A 22,310-nucleotide genomic window follows, 5' to 3' on the forward strand; every position below is an offset into this window, starting at 1 on the left:
CTTGGAGAATCACATGAACGCACAACCTCTGCGCGTCGGCATTGGCGGCCCGGTCGGCTCCGGTAAAACCGCCCTGACCCTGGCCCTGTGCCTGGCCCTGCGCGAGCGTTACAACCTGGCCGTCGTGACCAACGACATCTACACCCGCGAAGACGCCGACTTTCTGGTGCGCAACGAAGCCCTCGCGCCGGAACGCATCATCGGCGTGGAAACCGGTGGCTGTCCGCACACGGCGATCCGCGAAGACGCCTCGATCAACCTCGAAGCCGTGGATCAACTGAACCGCCGCTTTCCGGGCCTGGACCTGATTCTGGTGGAGTCCGGTGGCGACAACCTGTCGGCGACCTTCAGCCCCGAACTGTCCGACCTGACTATCTACGTGATTGACGTCTCGGCCGGCGACAAGCTGCCGCGCAAGGGCGGCCCTGGCATCTGCAAATCCGACCTGCTGGTGATCAACAAGATCGACCTCGCACCGCTGGTGGGCGCTTCGCTGACGATGATGGACAGCGACACGAAACGCATGCGCAACGGCAAACCGTTTGTGTTCAGCAATCAGAAAACCGGCCAGGGTCTTGAAGAAATCATCGCCTTCATCGAACGCCAGGGTTTGCTGACCGCAGCCTGATGACGACTTATCAACAAGGAAGCTTATCCATGACACTCAAACGCATGCTCGGCGCTCTGACGCTTTTGCTGACCTCGGCCATTGCCTTCGCCCACCCGGGGCATGGCGATAACGGTTTGATCGCCGGCATCGGCCATCCGATTGGCGGGCTTGATCACTTGCTGGCGATGCTCGCAGTCGGCCTGTGGGCGGCGCAGCAACAAGGCGCTGCACGCTGGGCGCTGCCGTGCACCTTCGTCGGTACGATGTTGCTGGGAGGAATGCTCGGGTTTGAAGGATTGAACCTGCCGGCGCTGGAAAGCGGGATTGCGGCGTCGGTGTTGGCGCTCGGTCTGGCGGTTGCGCTGGCGGTGCGGCCGCCATTGGTGATGGCGGTTATGGCGACAGCGTTGTTTGCGCTGTTCCACGGTGTAGCTCATGGGCTGGAACTGCCGGACATGTCGAGCCCCTGGGCTTATGCCGCTGGTTTTGTCGCGGCCACAGCAGCGTTGCACGCGGCGGGTTATGCCGTGGTGCGGGTGTTGCCGCAAGCAGCTGCGCCACTGATCCGACTGGCCGGCGGGGCTTCGGCGGCGACCGGCGCGTGGTTGCTGGCGGGCTAACCCCCCTCCCTCTAGGAGCTGCCGCAGGCTGCGATCTATTGATCTTGCATTCAAAATCAACATCAAAAGATCGCAGCCTGCAGCATCTCCTACGAGGATCCGTCGGGCCGGCCTCTCTGCTAACATGTCGCGCAATCAACCCTGCCGTGACGACGCCAGCCCATGCCGCCTGTTTCCCGCACCGCCTCCCAGCCTGAATTGACCGCCCTGTTCGCCTCGGTGCAACAGCACTTTCTGGACGTCATCGTGCCGCTTTGGCAAGGCCCGGGCTGGAATGCCGACCTGGCGTTGCCCTATGAGGCGCTCGACGCCGGGCATCAACCGTTGCCTGCCCAGCGCTACCGGGCCATGGCCTGTGCGCGGCAGCTGTATCTGTTTGCCAGCTTGATCGGCCAGGTGCCTGGCGCCGAAGAACGTGCCGCCGCGTTGTTCCGTTCCTTGCAGCGGCACTTCCACGACGCCGAGCACGGTGGCTGGTTCTACAGCATCGATCCGCAGGGTGCGCCGCTGGATCAGCGTAAAGACCTCTACACCCACGCGTTCATCCTGTTCGCCTGCGCCCATTACTGGGCCAAGGTCCGTGAGCCGCTGGTGGAATCGGTACTCAACGCTTCACTGGAAGTGATCGCGCAACGCTTTGCCACAGGCGACGGCCTGTACGAAGCCACGCTAGACCGTGACTGGTCATCGCTCGACAGCGGCCCCCTGCAGAACCCGTTGATGCACTTGGCCGAAGCCTTTCTCGCGACCCTGTCAGTACGTGAAGACCTTGCCGTGCAACTGGCGCTCGTCGAGTTATGCACAGCCATGCAGGCACGCTTCGTCGATACGCAACATAGCGTGTTGATGGAGAAACCGCTGGGGTCTGTGGATAACTGGTTCGAGCCAGGCCACCAGTTCGAGTGGTACTTCTTGCTGGCATCGTCCGACCTGTTGCGCAGCTCGAAACTGCATGACGCTCTGGAGCTCGCTTTCGCATTTACCGAGCAACTGGGTGTCGATCAGCAGACCGGTGCCGTGCGAGCCATGCTCGACCTAGGGCCGGACGGCGGCACTCGGGACGCGACGCAGCGCATCTGGGCTCAGGCCGAGTACCTGCGCGCACTAACGCTGCGCCCGAACAGCGACGCGGCGGTGCTGCATCAATTGCAGGCGTTGCAGCAGCGCTGCCTGCATGCCGGTGGCTGGTATGAATGTCGTGATGAGCGCGGTGAAGTCAGCCGACGCGACATGCCGTCCACCACGCCGTATCACCTGGCGACGTGTTATCGCGGATTGGCCGAATACCTCGCCTGACCTTCACTCAATCCACTTGCGATCCCCGGTAAAACTGATCGTCAGCCAGCGTGCGGCGTCCGGCTCACCGAGGTTTGTGGATATTTCCTCGCGCAAACTGTCCAGTTGTCCCACACCGTCCAGCCAGTAATCCTTCGGCAACACGATGTGAATCTCGATAAAACAGGCCCGCCCGTGTTTCTGCACGTAGGAAATGTAGTCGTCGAAACCATGCTCGACCTTGGCCACCTCCATCACCTGACGCACCTTGTCGTCCAGTTGATCCGGGACGATCCCCAGCACATCGCGTAAGGCCGGAGCGAGGATTTTGAAGGCTGGGGGAAGCATGCCCAAGGCCAGCAGAATCAGGATCATCGGGTCGACATACACCGCCCACTTGTCGAAACCCTGCGTCTTGAGCAGCAGTGCGATAAGGAAACTCACCAACAGTCCCGCCGACAGCATCGCGTCCACCAGCCAACTGATGTTGTCGAACTGGATCAGCGATGAGTTGAGCGTGCGATTGCGATGGCGGACGTAGAAGAAGTAAATCAGCTCAACAACGGTGAACACCGCCGCGTAGAGGATCACCAGACCGAGCTCGACCTCGCGGCCTCCATTGATGATGCCGAACACACCGTTGAGAAACGCGTAAACGGCCACCAGGAAGATGAAACAGCCTTCGATCACCAGCACCATGGGTTCCAGGTGCCAGGAGCCGAACTGAAAGCGCTGATTGCTTTCCTTGGCGATCAGCCGGGCGGTGAGCAGCATCAACACCTTGATGAAGGCGGCGATCAACGAAAAGAAACCATCGAACAGGATCGATTGGGAACCTGAAACAAAACCGGTAATGATTCCGGCGAATGTCACCAGGAGCATCAGGAACGTCGATTGTTTGAGCAGTAGCTGCTCTTCTCGATTGCGCACTTGTTCTCCTCGAACACCTCTAGACCGCACGATGCGGCGAGATTATTGGAAGAGGAGTCTAGCTGAAGTCCAGCGTGTCTGGTCCGTCCCCTTCGCGAGCAGGCTCGCTTCCACATCGGTTCTCGGTGTTCGCAGATCCTTTGTGGGAGCGAGCTTGCTCGCGATAGCCATCACTGGGTCTTAAGACTTTCGATCGATGGCAAACCCGGCCCAGGTCTGGCTGACCGGCATCAGTTCCAGGCTGTTGATGTTGATGTGCGCCGGAGCGTTGAGCACCCAGAAGATAGTGTCAGCGATGTCCTGCGGCTGAATCGGCTCGGCACCGGCGTAGGTCGCGTTGTAGCGCTCCTGGTCACCGGCAAAGCGCACCAGCGAGAACTCGCTTTCGCACAGGCCCGGCTCGATGTTGCTGACCCGTACGCCCGTGCCTTGCAGGTCGCAGCGCAGGCTCAGGGAGAACTGTTTGACGAACGCCTTGGTCGCGCCATACACGTGGCTGCCCGGGTAGGGATAATTGCCGGCAATGGAGCCCAGGTTGACGATACCGGCGCCACGACCGTGGGCGATCAGGCGTGGCAACAGCAGGCGGGTGCTGTACATCAGGCCTTTGACGTTGGTATCGACCATGGTGTCCCAATCGTCCAGATCACATTTCGGTGCCGGGTCGGCACCCAACGCCAGGCCGGCGTTGTTGATAAGTCCGCGTAGCTTGGCAAAGGACGGCGGCAGATTGCCGATCGCTTCCTCCATGGCTTTGCGATCACGCACATCGAGCACCAGGCCATGGACCTCAGTCTGCTTCGACAACTCGGCGCACAGTGCATTGAGGCGCTCTTCACGACGGCCAGTCAGCACCAGTTTCCAGCCGGCCTCGGCAAAACGACGGGCACAGGCTTCACCAAAACCGGACGTCGCGCCGGTAATAAACAGGGTGTCGGACATCGTGTTCTCCTTGCATCGGCTGATCGCCAGCCATTGAAATAGAAATTCAGCAGGCAGCATGCCCGGCCTTGTTCACAGCGGCAACCACCGCTCAAACTGTTCAAAAAACGCTCAATCCCGGCAAGCCCTTGACCCGCTTGGCCTACAGCCATGTGCGCGCACGTTATCCACAGGCCGGTCCACAGTCTTTGGGGGCAAGTGGAAAAGCTGCAAGCCGCTATCCACAAGGCTTTGCGCGAAGTTTTGAAACTTTTTTGCTTGACCCTCAACCACCTGCCGTGCAGCCCTTGGCCATTTTCATGACTGACGGGTCAAACCGGCGATGGCGCCAAGCCAGTAACCACGGCCTTCAGCCGACTCTTTCCAGAGTTTAATCACAGACTTATCCACAGGCTTGCACACGTCAATTCCATGCATTTTCACCCCGAACAAAAAGGTTGACAAAGCGACTTGAAAGCTGAGCAAAAACAGCTGATCAAAAAACAACCACACCTCTGCAAGCCGCGGTTTAAAAGGCCTCCAGCCAGCTACTCCCACGTTATTCACAGCCGGTTCCACAGCAAACGGGGACAAGTCAAAACCGTGACAAAACAGGTATTTGCAGCGGCTTTATGTCGCGCTTTGGGAGCTTTGGAATAATGTTTTCCACAATTTCCATCGGGCATACCACAACCCCTGTAGGAGCGAGCCTGCTCGCGATGGGCGTCAACGAAAACGCGAGCACTCTGGATAAACGCGTTGTCCTGGGGATCTTCGCGAGCAGGCTCGCTCCTACAGGGGATTGCGGTGTTTGGGAGATGTAAAAAAGCCCCGGCAATTGCGTGCCGGGGCTTGTGCATAACAACAAAAACTCAATGCCCGCCGAGATAAGCGCTACGCACATCCTCGTTGACCAACAGTTCCTTGCCAGTGCCCGTCATGCGGATTTCGCCGTTAACCATCACATACGCCCGGTCAGACAGCCGCAGGGCATGGTTGGCGTTCTGCTCCACCAGGAAGATGGTCATGCCGGTCTTGGCCAGTTCCCGCAGGGTCGCGAAGATCTGCTTCACCACGATCGGCGCCAGGCCCAGGCTGGGTTCGTCAAGCAGCAGCAACTTGGGTCGGCTCATCAGGGCACGGGCGATGGCGAGCATTTGCTGCTCGCCGCCGGACATGGTCATCGCACGCTGGGTACGCCGTTCTTCGAGCCGCGGGAACAGCTCGAACATGCGCTGCATGTCTTCCTTGGCGTACTTGTCGCCGATAGGGATGGTACCCATCAGCAGGTTTTCCTCGACGGTCATGTCGGGGAACACCCGCCGCCCTTCCGGCGATTGCGCGATGCCGTTGGAAGCAATGTAGTGCGACGACTTGTGAGTGATGTCCACACCCTGATAGAGGATCTGCCCGTCCGCTGCCCTTGGCTGGCCGAAGATCGACATCAGCAGGGTCGACTTGCCGGCACCGTTGGAGCCGATCAGGCTGACGGTTTCCCCTTCGTTGATGTGCAGCGAGACACCTTTCAGGGCCTGGATCGGCCCGTAGAACACATCCAGTTCCTTGAGTTCGAGGATGGGTTGGCTCATAGCACCACTTCCTCTTCATCGGCGCCCAGGTAGGCCGCAATCACTTTCGGATCGTTACGAATCGCATCGGGCCCACCCTCGGCGATGACGATGCCGTGGTCCAGCACCACGATGTGGTCGGAAATGCTCATTACCATGCCCATGTCGTGTTCGATCAGCACCACGGTCAGATCGTGCTCGTCGCGCAGCAGCCGGATCATCGCGCTCAGCGCTTCGGTTTCCTGAGGGTTGAGGCCGGCAGCCGGCTCGTCGAGGCAGATGATCTGCGGACGGGTGCACATGGCCCGGGCGATTTCCAGACGACGTTGCTGGCCGTAGGACAATTCACCCGCCAGACGGTTGGCGCAGTCCACCAGGTCCACCACTTCCAGCCAGTAGAACGCGTGGTCCAGTGCATCGCTTTCAGCCTTGCGATAGCCCTTGGTGTTGAGGATGCCGGCGAGCATGCTGCGGTTGACCCACATGTGCTGCGCCACCAGCAGGTTTTCCAGCACCGACATTTCCTTGAACAGGCGAATGTTCTGGAAGGTACGTGCCAGGCCTGCGCGGTTGACCAGGTGGGTGCCGCCGAACATTTTGTAGTACAGGCGACTGGCAAAGGATTTCGGCGAGACGAAGTCGGTCGGTTTGAACGACTCGCCCAGCAGTTGGATGACGTTGGTCTGCTCGCCCCGCACGTTGAGTTCAATCTTGCCGCCCGAGGCCTTGTAGAACCCGGTCAGGCAGTTGAACACCGTGGTTTTGCCGGCACCGTTGGGACCGATCAGGGCGAAGATCGAGTTGCGCTCTACTTTCAGGCTGACATCGTTCAACGCCTTGATGCCGCCGAAGTGCATCATCAGCTTCTCTACCGAGAGTACGACTTCGCTCATGGCGCTACTCCTTTACGCGGTGTCACACCGGTACGGCTGATCCGAATCAGGCCGCGCGGTCGCCAGATCATCATCAACACCATCAGGATGCCGAACAGCAGCACGCGATATTCGGCGAAGCCGCGCAGCAGTTCAGGGGCGACGGTCAGCACGAACGCTGCGATCACCACGCCGATGGTCGAACCCATACCGCCCAGCACCACAATGGCGAGGATCAGGGCCGATTCGAAGAAGGTAAACGAGGTCGGGTTGACGAAACCCTGGTAGGTCGCAAAGAACACGCCGGCAAGGCCTGCAGTCGATGCACCGATGGTGAATGCCGAGAGCTTGACCAGCACGTGGTTCAGGCCCATGGAGCGGCAGGCGATTTCGTCTTCACGCAGGGCTTCCCAGGCGCGACCGACTGGCATCTTGACCAGACGATGCTTGATGTACAGCACGGCCAATACCACCAGGAACAACACCGCGTAGATGAAGTAGTACTTCACGTCCGGGTTGTAGGCGATGCCAAAGAACTCGTGAAACGGTACCCCGCCATCCTTCGCCCGCTTGCCGAACTCCAGGCCGAAGAACGTTGGCAGTGGCGCCGGCATGCCGTTCGGACCACCGGTCAGCGACAGCCAGTTGTTGAGGATCAAGCGGATGATTTCACCGAAGCCCAGGGTCACAATCGCCAGATAGTCGCCGTGCAGACGCAGCACCGGAAAACCGAGGATGCACCCGGCGAGGCCAGCGGTGATCGCCGCCAATGGCAGCACCGTCCAGAAGCCCAGCCCCAGGTACTGGTAACCGAGCGCCAGGCCGTAGGCACCAATGGCGTAGAACGCCACATAACCCAGGTCAAGCAGGCCGGCCAGCCCGACCACAATGTTCAGTCCCAGGCCCAGCAGCACGTAGATCAAACCGAGGATGACCACGCCCAACAGATAGGAGTTGGAGAAAAACGGAAACACCACGGCAATCACAATGATCAGCGGGATGATCCAGCGCAGTCGGGTTTTGTAGTCGGGCGGCAGCACATGAACGCCGGAACCAGTGGTTTCAAAACCCTCGAGGATTCTCAGGCCTTTGGGGGTTTGCAGAAACAGGCTCAAGGCAAAACGCCCGGCCATGACGATGGCAATGATCCATGCCACCCGCGAAGTTTCCAGGTTGAAGCCGTAGCCATCGAGCACGACGCCGACAATCGGCCCGAACACGATCAGGGCAATGAGACCGGCAAGAATCGCGTCAACCAGGCTTTTTTTGACATCAATGGTTTTTTTAGTGGTTGAAGACATCGCTTACACCTTCGACACAAGAGGACGGCCGAGCAGGCCTTGGGGCCGAAAGACCAGAACGAGAACCAGCAGCGAGAAGCTGAAGACGTCTTTGTAGTCCGAGTTGACCAGACCGGAGAACAGTGACTCGGAAATCCCGAGGATGATCCCGCCGAGCATGGCACCAGGCAGCGAGCCGATCCCGCCGAGTACCGCCGCGGTGAAGGCCTTGATGCCGATGACGAAGCCCGCGTAGAAGTCGAAAGTGCCGTAGTTCATGGTGATCAGTACGCCGGCCAGGGCCGCCATCGCTGCACCGATGATGAACACATAGGAAATCACCCGGTCGGTGTTGATCCCGAGGATCGAAGCCATCTTGCGGTCTTGTTGGGTCGCGCGGCACATACGGCCGAGCTTGGTGTACTTGATGACGTAGGTCAGCAGGGCCATCCCGGCAAATGCGGCGACCAGGATGAAGATTTTGGTGTAGGTGAGCTGGACGAAGCCGCTTCCGACATCGACGCGCCATGCACCGGTCAGCAGGGTCGGTACGCCTTGTTGGCGGGCGCCCTGAGCGATCTGCGCATAGTTTTGCAGGATCAGCGAAATACCGATGGCGCTGATCAAGGGTGCCAGTCGGGTGGAGTTACGCAGGGGTTTGTAGGCGACACGTTCGATGACCCAGCCATACACCGCCGTGACGACGATGGTGAAGATCAGTGTGCCAAGCATCAGCAGAGGGAAGGATTCAATACCGAAGTATGCCAGCAGAGCCAGACTGATCGCCGCGAGGTAAGCGGAAATCATGTAAACCTCGCCGTGGGCGAAGTTGATCATGCCGATGATGCCATAGACCATTGTGTAGCCGATGGCGATCAGGCCATAGACCGACCCGAGGGTCAGGCCGTTGACCAGTTGCTGCAGGAAAATACCATCCATAACGCAATCTCACGCAATGAGAACCTGCACTCCTGTGGGGGTGCGGTTCTTCTAAGGAAAATACAGATATACGTCGGAGCAATGTCAGACACGAACAGGCAGCGCTCACCGGCCCCTGTAGGAGCTGGCTTGCCAGCGATAGCGATTGAACAGTCGACAAACATGTCGCCTGCAAGTCCGCCTTCGCCAGCAAGCCGGCTCCGACAAAAGGTTCATCGGGGAGCCCTGATCGGGTCAGCCCTTACTTCTGTTTTTCCAGCTGGTGGTATTTGCCGGTTGCGTCCCACTGGTAAACCACGTAGTCGGACACTTTCAGGTCGCCCTTGCTGTCCCAGGTCTTCTCGCCCATAACGGTCTTGACCGGGTTTTTCTTCAGCCAGGCAGCTGCGTCTTCGCCCTTGTTGGACTTGGCGCCATTGAAGGCAGCGGCCAGGGTCTGGACCGAAGCGTAGGCATACAGGGTGTAGCCTTCAGGCTCGGTGCCGGCCTTGCGGAATGCGTCTACGACAGTCTTGCTGTCTGGCAGCATGCGTGGGTCGGCGCCGAAGGTCATCAGCACGCCGTCAACGTATTGCGGGCCGCCAGCGGTGGTCACCAGTTCGTCGGTCACGATGCCGTCGTCGGACATGAATTTCACGTCTTTCAGGCCTTCGGTACGCAGTTGTTTAACCAGTGGACCCGCCTCTGGGTGCAGGCCGCCGAAGTAGACGACATCGGCACCGGCCGCACGGATCTTGGTCACGACGGCACTGAAGTCTTTCTCGCCGCGGGTCAGGCCTTCATACAGCACCGGCGTCACGCCGCGCTTGACCAGTTGAGCCTTGGTGGCATCCGCCAGGCCTTGGCCGTAGGTGTCTTTGTCGTGCAGCACGACAACCTTTTTGCCCTTGAGCATGTCGACGATGTAGTCACCGGCCACGATGCCTTGCTGGTCGTCACGACCGCACATGCGGAACATGGCACTCAGGCCGCGCTCGGTAACCTGTGGGTTGGTGGAACCTGGAGTGATCGCGATGATGCCCGCTTCGTCATAGATCTCGGAGGCCGGGATGGTCGACGAGGAGCAGAAGTGACCGACCACGCCGGCGACTTTCTGGTTGGTCAGGTCTTTGGCAACCGTCACAGCCTGTTTCGGTTCGCAGGCGTCATCGCCCTTGACCAGGACGATTTTTTCCCCGTTGACGCCGCCCGCTGCGTTGACCGCATCGGCCGCCGCTTGTGCACCCTTCATGTACTGTTCACCAAATGCCGCGTTGGCGCCAGTCATTGGTCCCGCTACGCCGATCTTGATGTCAGCCTGAGCAAACGCAGAAACACCCAGCGCAGTTGCCACTGCGAGGGCCAGAAAACCTTTCTTGTAAAACGTCTGGGACATGAGGTGGTGCTCCATGGTTTTTTTTAATTGGCACTGCGACTTCACTGAATGCTCAGAGCAAGGGCCGTGCCATCGGTTTTTTATTCTGAAAAAAGTCGCTGCCTTATTGTTTTTTCGACTGTTTCGGTCCCATTTTCATTGGGTGTGCAACCGTCTAAACCGCGGAAGGTAAAACCTGATATTTTTTTAGGCGCAACCCTCATGCGCCATCATTGCAACCGCGGCACCAAACATCGTGCAACCAGCCTGTAACACCGTTCGTCACCGAAGTGCACACTGCTGGTGCGGGACTGCTACAACCCGCACCACTACAGGCTAGCTGTTGAACGAAAAAGCGCCGCTTTCAGCAACAAATTTCAACATTCAAATGACGATCCGCAAGCACTGGCCCGCGTGATACAGCGAAAATCCCGCCTCGTACAGACAGCTGCGCAACCCCACGCCGGCCAATGGCTGCATGGGGGCAAAGGGAATGGGGAGCGCCTGAGGATTTCCATTACACAAATAATCGGCAAAGGCTTTGCCGACCACTGTCCCCGTGGTCACGCCCCGGCCGTTGTAACCGGTGACTGCCACTAAACCGGGCGCCGGCTCGAACAGGCGCATCAAATGATCGGGCGTGAATGCGATGCAACCGGTCCAGGTGCATTCCCATTCAACCGGTTTGAGGTACGGGAAATAGTGTTGCTGAACCCGATCGGCCCAGGCTTTGAGAAACCATGCCGGTTTCTGATTGCCATTACCGAGACTGCCAAGCAGCAGACGACCGTCCCTGTCTCGACGAATACTGCTCAGGACCTGCCGGGTGTCCCACGAGCCTTGGCCCCCGGGGAGAATTTGCTGAGCTGCGTCTTCGGTCAGCGGCACCGAAGCGACCTGATAGTAATAACCCGGGAAGAAATTGCGGCGCAGTTCCGTCCAGTCGCCTTCGGTGTAGGCGTTGGACGCAATGACCACTTTCTCGGCCATGACCGAACCCTGGGCGGTCTGCACCGACCAGCGCTGGCCCTGGCGTTCGAGTCGGGTGACAGGGGAATGATCGAACAATTGACCGCCGAGGCCGATGGCCGCGTTGGCCAGCCCCGTGGTGTAGGCCATCGGATTGAGCGTACCGGCACGGCGATCCAGCAATGCTGCGGCGATCTTTTTGGTGCCCGTCGCTTGCTCGCACGCCTGGCCGGTCAGTAGCTCCACCGGCGCGCCGCGACGTTTCCATTGTTCTTCACGACTGCGCAAGTCGGCTTCGCCGCGGGCGTTATGCGCCATGTGCAGCGTGCCTTCGCGACGCAACTGGCAGTCGATGCTGTACTTATCCACAAGGCTGAACACCAGGGAGGGTGCCGCGCCCAGCATGCGGTTGAGCTGACTGCCCACCGCCTCACCGAATCCGGCCTCGATGTCGTCCGGGGGAATCCACATCCCGGCGTTGACCAGCCCGACATTGCGTCCCGATCCGCCATGGCCGGCGCGATGGGCCTCCAGCACACACACTGTCTTGCCCTGTTCCAGCAAATGCACCGCCGCCGACAGCCCGGTGAAACCGGCACCGATGACGCAGACATCCACTGTCACTTCACCCTTGAGCGCCGCATTGTCAGGCCTTTGCGGCGTCAGTTTTTCCCACAGACACTCTTCGCGTAACGGCATTGCCAGACTCCAACAGAAACCTAACAAACACATTCATTTAATGTGGGAGCGAGCCTGCTCGCGATAGCGTCAGCACATCCAGCATCAATGTGAGTGAAAAACCGCTATCGCGAGCAGGCTCGCTCCTACAGGGATTTCACATCAATCGAACGTAATGCCCTGCGCCAACGGCAACTCCAGCGAGTAGTTCACGGTGTTGGTCTGGCGACGCATGTAGCCGCGCCATGCGTCGGAGCCCGATTCACGGCCGCCACCGGTTTCTTTTTCACCGCCGAACGCACCACCGATTTCCGCACCGCTCGGGCCGATGTTGACGTTGGCGATGCCGCAATCGCTGCCCACGGCCGACATGAACTGCTCGGCTTCACGCACGTCGGTGGTGAAGATGCACGACGACAGGCCTTGTGGCACGGCGTTGTTCAGGCGCAGGGCTTCCTGGAAATCGCTGTAACCGACCACGTACAAAATCGGTGCGAAGGTTTCGTGGCAGACCACTTCGCTCTGCTCCGGCATTTCGACGATGGCTGGCGATACGTAATAGGCGTTCGGGAACTTGTCTTCCATCTGACGCTTGCCGCCGAACACCCGGCCGCCTTCGCTCAGTGCCTGCTCGAGTGCGTCCTGCATGTTGTCGAAGCTTTGTTTGTCGATCAGCGGGCCGATCAGGTTGCCCTCCAGCGGATGACCGATGCGCACTTTGGAGTAAGCGGCTTTGAGGCGGGTGACGATTTCTTCCTTCACCGACTCATGGGCAATCAAGCGGCGCAGGGTGGTGCAACGCTGGCCGGCGGTGCCGACGGCGCTGAACAGAATGGCGCGAACGGCCATGTCCAGATCGGCGCTTGGGCCGAGGATCATCGCGTTGTTGCCGCCCAGTTCGAGGATGCTGCGGGCGAAACGCGCGGCGATTTTCGGCGCCACTTCACGGCCCATGCGGGTACTGCCGGTGGCGCTGACCAGCGCGACACGCGGGTCATCGACCAACGCTTCACCGGCGTCGCGACCACCGATGATCACCTGGCTCAGGTGAGGCGGTGCGTCGCTGAAATTCTTCAGAACACGGTCGAACAATGCCTGGCAAGCCAGCGCGGTCAGCGGGGTCTTTTCCGACGGTTTCCAGATCACCGGGTTGCCGCAGACCAGCGCCAGCGTGGCGTTCCACGCCCAGACCGCGACCGGGAAGTTGAACGCGCTGATCACGCCGACGACACCCAGCGGATGCCAGGTTTCACGCATATGGTGGCCAGGACGCTCGGAAGCAATCGTCAAACCGTACAACTGGCGGGACAGGCCGACGGCGAAGTCACAGATGTCGATCATTTCCTGAACTTCGCCCAGACCTTCCTGGGTGATCTTGCCAGCTTCCCAGGACACCAGTTCGCCGAGGTCGGCCTTGTATTCGCGCAGGATGTCACCCAGTTGCCGCACCAGTTCACCACGGCGCGGTGCCGGAACCTTGCGCCACAGTTCGAACGCATGATCTGCGCGACTGATGTGCTGCTCGACTTCAGCGGCGCCTTCCCAGTTCACGGCGGCGATCCTGCTGCCATCGATCGGCGAATGCACCGGCACTTTGCCGTTCTGGTACAGGGCAGGGTTCACACCAAGACGATCAAGCAATGCGGCAACCATGGGTCACTCCTCAAGCAAAAAACGGAACAGGTGCAGCCGGAAAATCACGGCTGATCAGACCTGTAGTTTTAGCCTCCCGGAGGTTACTCAACAAACGACCTTTAAGAGAGATATCATTCCGTTTATTCATGCTGTGCATTGCTGGCAATAAAGAGACAAGAACAAAGGACCGCCCATGCTCAATAAACGCTACTTGCCATCGATTGCTGCGTTGCAGTGCTTCGAAGCCGTGACCCGGCATTTGAGTTTCACCCGGGCCGCTGAAGAACTGAACCTGACGCAGAGCGCGGTCAGCAAACAGGTCGCGCAACTCGAAGAGCTGCTACAACACCTGCTGTTTCGCCGGGTACGCCGTCGCCTGCAAATGACCCCGGCCGGGGATTTGTATCTGGTGGAAGTACGAAAAATCCTCACACAAGTCGAGATGTCGACCCATTACCTGCGTTCCTACGGCGGCGAGACGGAAGTCCTGCGCGTCTCGACGCCACCGACCTTCGGCGCACGCTGGCTGGTGCCTCGCTTGAAAGGCTGGCGCCTGCGTCATCCGTCGATTCACCTGGACCTGTGCAGCGAGCAGGAGGCCGATGATCTGCTGCAAGGGCGCAGCGATCTGGCGTTCTACTTCGGCCAGGGCTCACGACCGGGCACCGAATGCCTGAAACTGTTCGGCGAAGAACTGGTGCCGGTGTGCGCCCCGGGCAGTTTGCCGGACACGCCATTCACCGATCCGACGCAACTGGCCGACCTGGTACTGCTGCAAAACGCCTCCCGCCCCCAGGCCTGGCACGACTGGTTCGAGCATCAGGGTTACCACACCGAACACAGCTATCACGGCCCACGGTTTGAAACCTTTTATATGTGCATCCGTGCCGCTCAGGTCGGCTGCGGCGTGGCGTTGCTGCCGCGGTTTCTGGTGGAAGAGGAACTGGCCGACGGCAAACTGGTCATTCCCTGGCAGCATGCAATGTCCAGCAGCGATGCGTATTACCTGGCCTACCCGGAGCACTCGGCGGAAGTGCCCAAGGTGCGGGATTTTGTGAAGTGGATGTTGGAGCAGATCGATAGCCCGGAAGCAACCTGATGGGCGCCATCGCCTTGTAGGAGCTGGCTTGCAAGCGAAGGCGGTCTTTCAATCGACATTCATATTGGATGTGCCGGCCTCTTCGCTGGCAAGCCAGCTCCTACAAGGGTCTGCGCTTGTCGAAAAAATGCTGGTAATCCCTGTCTGGGATATGCGCCACTAGCGCCACTGATCAATACCGCTGCAACGCTGGAGATTCCCGTTATGAGCGAGAGTGTGTTTGCCGATCGCATCGTGCAGAACCTGCTCGACACCGACTTCTACAAACTGACGATGATGCAGGCGGTGCTGCACAACTACCCGAACGTGGAAGTCGAATGGGAGTTTCGTTGCCGTAACAGTGAGGATCTGCGCCCGTACCTGGCGGAGATCCGTTTTCAGATCGAACGTCTCGCCGAGCTGAGCCTGAGCGCCGACCAGTTGAGTTTTCTGGAGCGCATCAGCTTCCTCAAACCGGACTTCCTGCGCTTTCTCGGACTGTTTCGCTTCAACCTGCGCTATATCCACACCGGCATCGAGAACGGCGAGTTGTTTATCCGCCTGCGGGGCCCGTGGTTACACGTGATCCTGTTCGAAGTACCGCTGCTGGCAATGGTCAGCGAGGTGCGCAACCGCTATCGCTACCGTGAAATCGTCCTGGAACAGGCCCGCGAACAGCTCTATCGCAAGTTCGACTGGCTGAGCGCCAACGCCAGCGCTGACGAATTGGCGGAATTGCAGGTAGCCGATTTCGGCACGCGCCGTCGCTTTTCGTACCGGGTGCAGGAAGAAGTGGTGAACGTGCTCAAGCACGACTTCCCCGGCCGTTTCGTCGGCACCAGCAATGTGCATCTGTCGCGGGAACTGGACATGAAACCGCTGGGCACCATGGCCCATGAGTGGATCATGGCCCACCAGCAACTCGGCCCACGGCTGATCGACAGCCAGATTGCCGCCCTCGATTGCTGGGTCCGTGAGTACCGGGGTCTGCTGGGGATTGCCCTGACCGACTGCATCACCAGCGATGCTTTCCTCGGCGATTTCGATCTGTTTTTTGCCAAGCTATTCGACGGCTTGCGCCACGACTCCGGTGATCCGGTGATTTGGGCGGAAAAAGCCATCGCTCACTATCACCGGCTCGGTATTGATCCGATGAGCAAGACGCTGACCTTCTCCGACAGCCTGACGCTGCCCAGGGCTTTGGAGATCTTCCGGGCGCTGCGCGGTCGGATCAATGTCAGCTTCGGCATCGGCACCAACCTGACGTGTGACATTCCGGGTGTCGAACCGATGAGCATCGTGCTTAAAATGACCGCCTGCAACGGCCAACCGGTGGCGAAGATCTCCGACGAGCCCGGCAAGACTCACTGCAAAGACCCGAATTTCGTCGCTTACTTGCGACACGTTTTCCAGGTTCCTGCCGCCCTTTCCAGTCCATCAAGCAAGGAGTGAATTCATGCAAGCCGTACAGCGTGAGATTGCTGAGCAGCTCAAGGTCCAACCGCCGTTCGCCAATGAGGCCGCCCTTGAGGCCGAAGTCGCCCGGCGAGTGACTTTCATCCAGGATTGCCTGGTCAATTCCGGGCTGAAAACCCTGGTGCTGGGCATCAGTGGCGGCGTCGACTCCCTGACCGCCGGCCTGCTGGCCCAACGTGCCATGCGTGAATTGCGCCAACGCACGGGCGAAGACAGCTACAAGTTCATTGCCGTGCGCCTGCCCTACGAAACCCAGTTCGATGAACACGACGCCCAGGCATCGGTGGATTTCATCAAACCGGACGAGCGCCACACGGTGAACATCGGCCCGGCCGTCAAATCCCTGGCCAATGAAGTGGCCGCGTTTGAAGGCAAGCATGCGGTCTCGGTGGATTTCGTACTTGGCAACACCAAGGCGCGGATGCGCATGGTCGCCCAGTACACCATCGCCGGCGCGGCCCACGGTCTGGTGATCGGCACCGATCATGCGGCGGAAGCGGTGATGGGATTCTTCACCAAGTTCGGTGATGGCGCCTGCGACCTGGCACCACTGAGTGGCCTGGTGAAAAACCAGGTCCGCGCGATTGCCCGCAGTTTCGGTGCGCCAGAATCGCTGGTGGAAAAAATCCCGACCGCCGACCTTGAAGACCTGTCCCCCGGCAAACCGGACGAAGCATCCCATGGCGTGACCTACGCCGAGATCGATGCCTTCCTGCACGGCGAACCGGTGCGCGAGGAAGCGTTCAAGATCATCGTCGACACGTTCAACAAGACGCGCCACAAACGTGTGATGCCCTTTGCGCCTTGAGGCGTGAATGAATGAAAAAGCCCGCTGAAGTGTTGAGCTTCAGCGGGCTTTTTCTTTGGCCAAAACATGCGTTGATGCTTTTGGCCCATTCGCTGGCAAGCCAGCTCCTACAGTGATTTGTGTCGTTCACAAGCTGGCTTGCCAGCGATGAACGGTGACGCGGTGTGCCTGATTACTTCAGGGTAACCGTGCCTTTCATCATCGAGATGTGGCCCGGGAACGAGCAGAAGAACCCGTACTTTTCACCGGCCGCGAGCTTCGACACGTCGAAGGTCACCGAATCGGTTTCCTTGGCGCCGATGACCTTGGTGTGGGCGATCACGCGGGTGTCGCCTTCTTTCAGGTAGTTCTTGTCGATGCCGGCGCTCAGGCCGTCAGTAGCGATCGGCTGCATGTCGGCTTCTTTGCTCAGTACCCAGTTATGACCCATGACGTTTTTCGGCAGGCTGCCGGAGTGGGTCAGTTCGACGGTGAACGTCTTGCAGCTCTTGTCGATTTCAATGGCCTTGGTGTTGAAGGACATTTGATCGGTGGAGTCAACGGTGGTCTTGCACTCGGCAGCCATCAGTTGGCTGCTGGCCAGTGTCAACAGGGATACCGCAACAAGTTTGGCAAACATGGTGAATCTCCAAGGCAGGGTTAACGAAAACGCGAATGAACAGAAGACTGCCTGAAAAGCTCGCAAGTTCATATGACTTGAATCAAAAATTGTATACAACTTTCGGGCTATGGCGCCCATCGAAACAATCTACCAGCCAAGCGTCTAGCCCGGCCCTATGATCAGACCGTCATCACTTAGCGGAGCGTCTGTCATGTCCATCAATAGCCTGTTGTGCAGTTTGCTGGCCGCCTATGCCTGTGGCGCCAGCGGTTCGTACGAAACGCCCGATTTCGAAGTTTAGCCCTTGGAGCGTCGCGCGCCTGCCTTTACTCTGTGGCCCTGATCGAGCATGGAGTAAGGCATGTCTTTAGCGTCCGTTTGTGTATTTTGCGGTGCCAGTACCGGCACCAACCCGGCTTATCGTGAAGCCGCCATTGCCCTGGGCCAGGCCTTGGCCGAACGCAAGCTGACCCTGGTGTATGGCGGCGGCGCCGTGGGGCTGATGGGCATCGTCGCCGATGCGGCCCTGGCGGCCGGTGGTGAAGTGATCGGCATCATCCCGCAAAGCCTCAAGGACAAGGAAATCGGCCACAGCGGCCTGACTCGCCTGGAAGTGGTCGATGGCATGCACGCACGCAAAGCGCGGATGGCTGAACTCAGCGACGCCTTCATCGCCCTGCCCGGTGGCCTGGGAACGCTGGAAGAATTGTTCGAAGTCTGGACCTGGGGCCAACTCGGCTACCACGGTAAACCGCTGGGTTTGCTCGAGGTGAACGGTTTCTACGACAAGTTGACGTCTTTTCTCGATCATATCGTCGGCGAAGGCTTCGTTCGCGGGCAGCACCGTGACATGCTGCAAATGAGCGAATCGCCGCAAACCCTGCTCGACGCACTGGATGCCTGGCAACCTTGCGTAGCGCCTAAATGGGCCGAGCAAAAACCCAGCTAACGGCTCGGCCCCGATACAGGGCAGAATATGCGCCGCTCAACCTCACCTTCGACCCCAGAGGATCGCCCATGGCTAAACCTAATTATTCCTTCGCCAAACGTCAGAGAGACTTGGCCAAGGAGCAGAAGAAAGAGGAAAAGCTTCAGCGCAAGAAAGCTACAGCTGAAGAGACGGAACTGAACCCTGAGGGTGAAGTAGCCGCAGAAGATGATGTTGATGCACCGAAAGATCAGGCGCCCGACGCCTGAGACCCTCCGGGCCCGATAACCTGATCAGGCCCACCGGATCTGTGTCCAGGGTCGGCGGTTTTGCTGCCGACCTTGTAGGAGCTGCCGAAGGCTGCTCCTACGAGGGGCGTGCTTATTCAACAGGCATCACGGTGACGCGTACTTCCGGGTCATGGTTGCCCCCGCCCAGTATCACCCCCCGCAACGGCGACACATCGGAAAAATCCCGCCCCCACGCCAAAGTGATGTGCTCCAGCGCTGGCTGCACGTTGTTGGTCGGATCGAAGTCCACCCAGCCCAACTCCGGGCAAAACACCGACACCCAGGCATGGGACGCATCAGCGCCAATCAAGCGTGGTTGCCCCGGCGGTGGCTGAGTCAGCAAGTAACCGCTGATGTACCGCGCCGCCAAACCACGAGAACGCACGCAGGCGAGCATCAGGTGAGCAAAGTCCTGACAGACCCCGCGCCGACGCTCCAGCACTTCAACCAGCGGCGTCGCCACCTGAGTCGCTTCGGCATCGAAGGTGAATTCGCTGAAGATTTTCTCCATCAAGGCCTGAACGCCCAGCAGCAGCGGCCGCCCCGCCGGGAAACAGCTCTCGGAAAACTCGACGAAGTTGCGCTTCAAATGCACATACGGTGATTCGAACCGATAACGGCACGCTTCGAGCCGTTCGGGCGACAAAGGCTGGCTGTTGTAGGTCAATGCGCTGCGGGTGTCTTCCCATGCCGCAGACCGGTTGAAATCCAGCACCGGCCGGGGAAGCACTTCGATCGTGAGGCTCGCATTGACCAGCAATTCATCATGAGGCCGCTCGAATGCCAGCCGTGTCAGCGGGTTACCGAAGACATCCAGCTCATCGCGACGCGACGTCGGCTCGGGGCTGATCTGCAATTGCCGGTCGGTGCAGCGCTGCCACGCACAATCACGTGGCCACAGATGGGCCAGTTGCTGGGCAAGGGACACCGGACTGTCGTAGTGATAGTGGGTGTCGTGGAAAATCTGGTAGCGGGCACTCATCAGACGGACACCGTGCGCTGGCTGACATCATCGACGTGGGCAAAATGCCGCAGCGCGAGGCGATCCGAGACCTGGCTGCTGGCGTCGGCGATTTCCTGCAGCAGCCCGGCCAGCCCCTCGATGGCGGCGCGAACGCTGGCGTCACCGAACAGCGAATGCTCCAGACAACTCAGGTCGAACCGCGCCAGACGCTCCACCAGTTGCCGCAGCCCCGTTTCACGCGGGGCGCCAAAGTCGTCGTTCAGGCGCTTGACGGTCCGGGTCACCAGTTTCAACTGAAACAACACGGCGTGGGGGTTCTGTTCGTCGAGCAGCAACAGGTCGAGCACCGGGATCAATTGCGCCACCGCCAGATACCGTGAACGGTAGGTGATGCTGCTGTTCCCCAGTTCCAGCAGCCATTCCAGCCCGACTTGATCAAACGTCTCGGTTCCCCGCAGGAACGCCGCCAGACTGCCGCTGAGAAATTGCAGGCGTTCTATTCGCCGGCCAATTATCAGGAATCGCCAGCCTTCGTCGCGAGTCATGTCATCCAGGGCAAAACCGGACAGCGCCGCGAGGGACATCACCAAGCGGTTGAGAAAGTCCAACAGCTCGCCGAAGTCAGGCTCTTCAGTTTCCAGTTCCATGGCCTCGCGCTGTAACTCCACCAGTGCCTGCCAGTTTTCCCGGGAAAGCTTGCCGCGCACCTGCGAAGCCGCCCATTGCAAGCGCTGCAGGTTGGAACGCAGGCTGAACGGCCAGTCATCGCCCAGCAGTGCGGCCAGCAGTCGCTCCGGAAGTTCGCCTTCATCCGGCAACAACATCAGGCGTTCGCCCAGATCGACCGCTGCCTGCAAGGCCTGCGGGTCATCACCATCGACATAACGGGCGAGCATGATGCGCAGCAATCGGGCGCTGTCGTCGCAACGCTCACAATAACGTCCGAACCAGAACAGGTTTTCCACCACCCGAGAGGGCAGATACGGATCCCGTCGCACCAGGTCGTGCACGCCGATGTTGCGTTGCGCCTTCCATTGCTCACCGCTGGGTGGGCGATCACCCAGCACCCAAGTGTCTTTGCTCGCACCACCGCGCTGCATGGACACCACTTCGGCATCCGCTTCGGCGGCCACCCGGGTCAAACCGCCCGGTAGAACCCGATAGCCCTCGCGACTCGCCACCGCATACACGCGCATGCCGATCGCCCGGGGTTGCAGCTGACCGTCGTCAGCCTGCCAGATCGGCGCTTGCGACAATTGCGCGAGTTCTTGCGCAACATAGGCATAAGGTCGTGCCTGCATGCGCTCGGCGAGCTCCTGGCGCTGCTTTTCACTCAAATCACGGCCGAACACCGGAGCGAAGCTCTGGGAGGGAAACGCCGGTTTGATCAACAATTCGGGGAGTTTTTCCAACGCCTCGGCCAGCACCGGCGCTTCGCCGCACCACCAGGTCGCGATGGACGGCAGAATCAGGTCTTCGCCGAACAGGAATTGATTGATCCTCGGCAAAAAACCCAACAACCCCGGCGACTCCAGCACGCCGCTACCGAGGGCATTGGCCACCAGCACCCGCCCCTGCCGCACGGCTTCAAGCAGGCCCGGCACGCCGAGGGCCGAGTCGGTACGCAGCTCCAGCGGGTCGCAGAAATCGTCATCCAGCCGACGCATGACGGCGTGCACCCGGCGCAGGCCACTCAACGTTTTCAGGTAGACCGTGGCATCGCGAACCGTCAGGTCACCACCTTCCACCAGCGGATAGCCGAGCTGGCGAGCCAGGTACAAATGTTCAAAATAGCTTTCATTGAAGCGCCCCGGCGTCAGCAACACCACCAAGGGTGCCTCATCGCCACACGGCGCCTGCCGGGCCAGGGTTTCCTGGAGCGTGCGGAAAAATCCAGCGAGATGCTGCACCTTCAAATCACGGTACAACTCGGGAAACGCCCGGGACACGATGGTGCGGTTTTCCAGCGCATACCCCGCACCGGACGGCGCTTGCGTGCGGTCCGCGGTCACCCACCAACGTCCATCAGGTGTGCGCGCCAGATCCACGGCATACAGATGCAGAAAGGCCCCGTCAGGCGGTTTTACACCCTGACAGGGCCAGAGGAAGTTGTTGTGCCCGAACACCAGTTCGGCCGGTAACAGCCCTTCGGCGATCAGCCGTTGCGGGCCATACAGATCTGCCAGAACCGCATTGAGCAATCGCCCTCGCTGAGCAATGCCCGCAGACAATTGCTGCCACTCATCAGCCGCAATCACATGGGGCAGCAGATCCAGTTCCCACGACCGGTCTGCGCCCTTGGGATCGGCATAGACGTTGTAAGTGACACCGTTTTCCTGAATCTGCCGGGTCAACAATGCCTGACGCTGCACCAGTTGCGCCGGTGTGCTGCGCTGCAATTGGTCGAACAGCCGGCGCCAGTGCGGGCGCACAGCGCCGCTGTCGTCGAGCAGTTCGTGATAGGTGCCCGCCGTCAGCGGGTAGCGGTCTAGCAGGTCAGGCATGGAAAGCTCG

Annotated in this window: 21 protein-coding genes; 8 read left to right on the forward strand and 13 right to left on the reverse strand. The window is 59.7% G+C overall.

The window, feature by feature from the left end; all coding sequences use genetic code 11:
* Nucleotides 1–13: 13 nt before the first annotated feature.
* The 3 genes from ureG (at nt 14) to CKW19_RS01980 (ending at nt 2,526) form a co-directional block, all read left to right on the forward strand.
* A complete protein-coding gene (gene ureG, locus CKW19_RS01970; RefSeq protein ID WP_095056335.1) occupies nt 14–628 on the forward strand; it encodes an urease accessory protein UreG in 615 nt (204 codons plus the stop codon).
* Between the two features lie 29 nt (nt 629–657).
* Nucleotides 658–1,230, forward strand: a complete 573-nt coding sequence (locus CKW19_RS01975) for a HupE/UreJ family protein (protein ID WP_095056336.1) — start codon at nt 658–660, stop codon at nt 1,228–1,230.
* Between the two features lie 162 nt (nt 1,231–1,392).
* The gene (locus tag CKW19_RS01980) at nt 1,393–2,526 is read left to right on the forward strand and encodes an AGE family epimerase/isomerase (RefSeq protein ID WP_095056337.1); all 1,134 of its coding nucleotides are present in this window, start codon (nt 1,393–1,395) and stop codon (nt 2,524–2,526) included.
* A gap of 3 nt (nt 2,527–2,529) precedes the next feature.
* Here CKW19_RS01980 and CKW19_RS01985 read toward each other — a convergent pair whose 3' ends face one another.
* From CKW19_RS01985 to CKW19_RS02030, 10 genes are all read right to left on the reverse strand, one after another.
* Nucleotides 2,530–3,435, reverse strand: coding sequence for a cation diffusion facilitator family transporter (locus CKW19_RS01985; protein ID WP_095056338.1), 906 nt, complete (start codon nt 3,433–3,435; stop codon nt 2,530–2,532).
* 180 nt (nt 3,436–3,615) lie between these two features.
* A complete protein-coding gene (locus CKW19_RS01990; protein WP_095056339.1) occupies nt 3,616–4,377 on the reverse strand; it encodes an SDR family oxidoreductase in 762 nt (253 codons plus the stop codon).
* 297 nt (nt 4,378–4,674) lie between these two features.
* Nucleotides 4,675–4,923, reverse strand: coding sequence for a hypothetical protein (locus tag CKW19_RS01995; protein WP_095056340.1), 249 nt, complete (start codon nt 4,921–4,923; stop codon nt 4,675–4,677).
* 305 nt (nt 4,924–5,228) lie between these two features.
* Nucleotides 5,229–5,945, reverse strand: a complete 717-nt coding sequence (locus CKW19_RS02000; RefSeq protein WP_095056341.1) for an ABC transporter ATP-binding protein — start codon at nt 5,943–5,945, stop codon at nt 5,229–5,231.
* Complete coding sequence (locus CKW19_RS02005; RefSeq protein ID WP_095056342.1) at nt 5,942–6,817, reverse strand: ABC transporter ATP-binding protein; 876 nt, start codon at nt 6,815–6,817, stop codon at nt 5,942–5,944. The genes CKW19_RS02000 and CKW19_RS02005 overlap by 4 nt, the downstream gene beginning before the upstream one ends.
* Nucleotides 6,814–8,097, reverse strand: coding sequence for a high-affinity branched-chain amino acid ABC transporter permease LivM (gene livM, locus CKW19_RS02010; RefSeq protein ID WP_095056343.1), 1,284 nt, complete (start codon nt 8,095–8,097; stop codon nt 6,814–6,816). The genes CKW19_RS02005 and livM overlap by 4 nt, the downstream gene beginning before the upstream one ends.
* A gap of 3 nt (nt 8,098–8,100) precedes the next feature.
* Nucleotides 8,101–9,015: a branched-chain amino acid ABC transporter permease LivH gene (locus CKW19_RS02015; protein ID WP_095056344.1), complete on the reverse strand. Its 915-nt coding sequence runs from the start codon at nt 9,013–9,015 to the stop codon at nt 8,101–8,103.
* A 241-nt stretch (nt 9,016–9,256) separates the two neighbouring features.
* A complete protein-coding gene (locus tag CKW19_RS02020) occupies nt 9,257–10,390 on the reverse strand; it encodes a branched-chain amino acid ABC transporter substrate-binding protein (RefSeq protein ID WP_095056345.1) in 1,134 nt (377 codons plus the stop codon).
* Between the two features lie 363 nt (nt 10,391–10,753).
* Complete coding sequence (locus tag CKW19_RS02025) at nt 10,754–12,037, reverse strand: FAD-binding oxidoreductase (RefSeq protein WP_095056346.1); 1,284 nt, start codon at nt 12,035–12,037, stop codon at nt 10,754–10,756.
* A gap of 141 nt (nt 12,038–12,178) precedes the next feature.
* Nucleotides 12,179–13,669 (reverse strand): aldehyde dehydrogenase family protein, encoded by a 1,491-nt coding sequence (locus tag CKW19_RS02030; protein ID WP_095056347.1) that lies wholly within the window; start codon nt 13,667–13,669, stop codon nt 12,179–12,181.
* A gap of 175 nt (nt 13,670–13,844) precedes the next feature.
* On the opposite strand from CKW19_RS02030, the gene CKW19_RS02035 reads away from it, so the two are divergent.
* The 3 genes from CKW19_RS02035 to nadE all read left to right on the forward strand — a co-directional run bounded on the left by CKW19_RS02035 (nt 13,845) and on the right by nadE (nt 17,013).
* Nucleotides 13,845–14,750 (forward strand): LysR family transcriptional regulator, encoded by a 906-nt coding sequence (locus CKW19_RS02035; protein WP_095056348.1) that lies wholly within the window; start codon nt 13,845–13,847, stop codon nt 14,748–14,750.
* 204 nt (nt 14,751–14,954) lie between these two features.
* The gene (gene pncB / locus CKW19_RS02040) at nt 14,955–16,181 is read left to right on the forward strand and encodes a nicotinate phosphoribosyltransferase (RefSeq protein ID WP_095056349.1); all 1,227 of its coding nucleotides are present in this window, start codon (nt 14,955–14,957) and stop codon (nt 16,179–16,181) included.
* 4 nt (nt 16,182–16,185) lie between these two features.
* A complete protein-coding gene (gene nadE / locus CKW19_RS02045; protein ID WP_095056350.1) occupies nt 16,186–17,013 on the forward strand; it encodes an ammonia-dependent NAD(+) synthetase in 828 nt (275 codons plus the stop codon).
* A 172-nt stretch (nt 17,014–17,185) separates the two neighbouring features.
* Here nadE and azu read toward each other — a convergent pair whose 3' ends face one another.
* Entirely contained in the window at nt 17,186–17,632 is a 447-nt protein-coding gene (gene azu, locus CKW19_RS02050) for an azurin (RefSeq protein ID WP_095056351.1), read from the reverse strand.
* Between the two features lie 343 nt (nt 17,633–17,975).
* On the opposite strand from azu, the gene CKW19_RS02055 reads away from it, so the two are divergent.
* Together CKW19_RS02055 and CKW19_RS02060 are read left to right on the forward strand one after the other, a co-directional pair.
* Nucleotides 17,976–18,563 carry a TIGR00730 family Rossman fold protein gene (locus tag CKW19_RS02055; RefSeq protein ID WP_095056352.1) on the forward strand — a complete coding sequence of 196 codons (588 nt, stop codon included), beginning with the start codon at nt 17,976–17,978 and terminating at the stop codon, nt 18,561–18,563.
* A gap of 68 nt (nt 18,564–18,631) precedes the next feature.
* Nucleotides 18,632–18,811 carry a hypothetical protein gene (locus tag CKW19_RS02060; RefSeq protein ID WP_095056353.1) on the forward strand — a complete coding sequence of 60 codons (180 nt, stop codon included), beginning with the start codon at nt 18,632–18,634 and terminating at the stop codon, nt 18,809–18,811.
* 112 nt (nt 18,812–18,923) lie between these two features.
* Here the strand turns inward: CKW19_RS02060 and CKW19_RS02065 are convergent, their stop codons facing one another.
* Both CKW19_RS02065 and CKW19_RS02070 read right to left on the reverse strand, forming a co-directional pair.
* Complete coding sequence (locus tag CKW19_RS02065) at nt 18,924–19,814, reverse strand: transglutaminase family protein (RefSeq protein ID WP_095056354.1); 891 nt, start codon at nt 19,812–19,814, stop codon at nt 18,924–18,926.
* The gene (locus CKW19_RS02070; RefSeq protein ID WP_095056355.1) at nt 19,814–22,300 is read right to left on the reverse strand and encodes a circularly permuted type 2 ATP-grasp protein; all 2,487 of its coding nucleotides are present in this window, start codon (nt 22,298–22,300) and stop codon (nt 19,814–19,816) included. The genes CKW19_RS02065 and CKW19_RS02070 overlap by 1 nt, the downstream gene beginning before the upstream one ends.
* Nucleotides 22,301–22,310: the final 10 nt, after the last annotated feature.

Origin of the sequence: Pseudomonas sp. Irchel s3f7 (genome assembly GCF_900187615.1) — a bacterium.
In the GTDB taxonomy this organism is placed as follows: domain Bacteria; phylum Pseudomonadota; class Gammaproteobacteria; order Pseudomonadales; family Pseudomonadaceae; genus Aquipseudomonas.

What these genes read in the sequence shown, in the direction of transcription:
- CKW19_RS01975 (WP_095056336.1), top strand. Translation starts at nt 658, where the DNA reads ATGACACTCAAACGCATGCTCGGCGCTCTGACGCTTTTGCTGACCTCG.
- livM (WP_095056343.1), bottom strand. Translation starts at nt 8,097, where the DNA reads ATGTCTTCAACCACTAAAAAAACCATTGATGTCAAAAAAAGCCTGGTT.
- CKW19_RS02015 (WP_095056344.1), bottom strand. Translation starts at nt 9,015, where the DNA reads ATGGATGGTATTTTCCTGCAGCAACTGGTCAACGGCCTGACCCTCGGG.
- CKW19_RS02000 (WP_095056341.1), bottom strand. Translation starts at nt 5,945, where the DNA reads ATGAGCCAACCCATCCTCGAACTCAAGGAACTGGATGTGTTCTACGGG.
- CKW19_RS02070 (WP_095056355.1), bottom strand. Translation starts at nt 22,300, where the DNA reads ATGCCTGACCTGCTAGACCGCTACCCGCTGACGGCGGGCACCTATCAC.
- CKW19_RS02035 (WP_095056348.1), top strand. Translation starts at nt 13,845, where the DNA reads ATGCTCAATAAACGCTACTTGCCATCGATTGCTGCGTTGCAGTGCTTC.
- CKW19_RS01980 (WP_095056337.1), top strand. Translation starts at nt 1,393, where the DNA reads ATGCCGCCTGTTTCCCGCACCGCCTCCCAGCCTGAATTGACCGCCCTG.
- CKW19_RS02025 (WP_095056346.1), bottom strand. Translation starts at nt 12,037, where the DNA reads ATGCCGTTACGCGAAGAGTGTCTGTGGGAAAAACTGACGCCGCAAAGG.
- azu (WP_095056351.1), bottom strand. Translation starts at nt 17,632, where the DNA reads ATGTTTGCCAAACTTGTTGCGGTATCCCTGTTGACACTGGCCAGCAGC.
- pncB (WP_095056349.1), top strand. Translation starts at nt 14,955, where the DNA reads ATGAGCGAGAGTGTGTTTGCCGATCGCATCGTGCAGAACCTGCTCGAC.
- CKW19_RS02020 (WP_095056345.1), bottom strand. Translation starts at nt 10,390, where the DNA reads ATGTCCCAGACGTTTTACAAGAAAGGTTTTCTGGCCCTCGCAGTGGCA.
- nadE (WP_095056350.1), top strand. Translation starts at nt 16,186, where the DNA reads ATGCAAGCCGTACAGCGTGAGATTGCTGAGCAGCTCAAGGTCCAACCG.
- ureG (WP_095056335.1), top strand. Translation starts at nt 14, where the DNA reads ATGAACGCACAACCTCTGCGCGTCGGCATTGGCGGCCCGGTCGGCTCC.
- CKW19_RS02030 (WP_095056347.1), bottom strand. Translation starts at nt 13,669, where the DNA reads ATGGTTGCCGCATTGCTTGATCGTCTTGGTGTGAACCCTGCCCTGTAC.
- CKW19_RS02055 (WP_095056352.1), top strand. Translation starts at nt 17,976, where the DNA reads ATGTCTTTAGCGTCCGTTTGTGTATTTTGCGGTGCCAGTACCGGCACC.
- CKW19_RS02060 (WP_095056353.1), top strand. Translation starts at nt 18,632, where the DNA reads ATGGCTAAACCTAATTATTCCTTCGCCAAACGTCAGAGAGACTTGGCC.
- CKW19_RS02005 (WP_095056342.1), bottom strand. Translation starts at nt 6,817, where the DNA reads ATGAGCGAAGTCGTACTCTCGGTAGAGAAGCTGATGATGCACTTCGGC.
- CKW19_RS01990 (WP_095056339.1), bottom strand. Translation starts at nt 4,377, where the DNA reads ATGTCCGACACCCTGTTTATTACCGGCGCGACGTCCGGTTTTGGTGAA.
- CKW19_RS02065 (WP_095056354.1), bottom strand. Translation starts at nt 19,814, where the DNA reads ATGAGTGCCCGCTACCAGATTTTCCACGACACCCACTATCACTACGAC.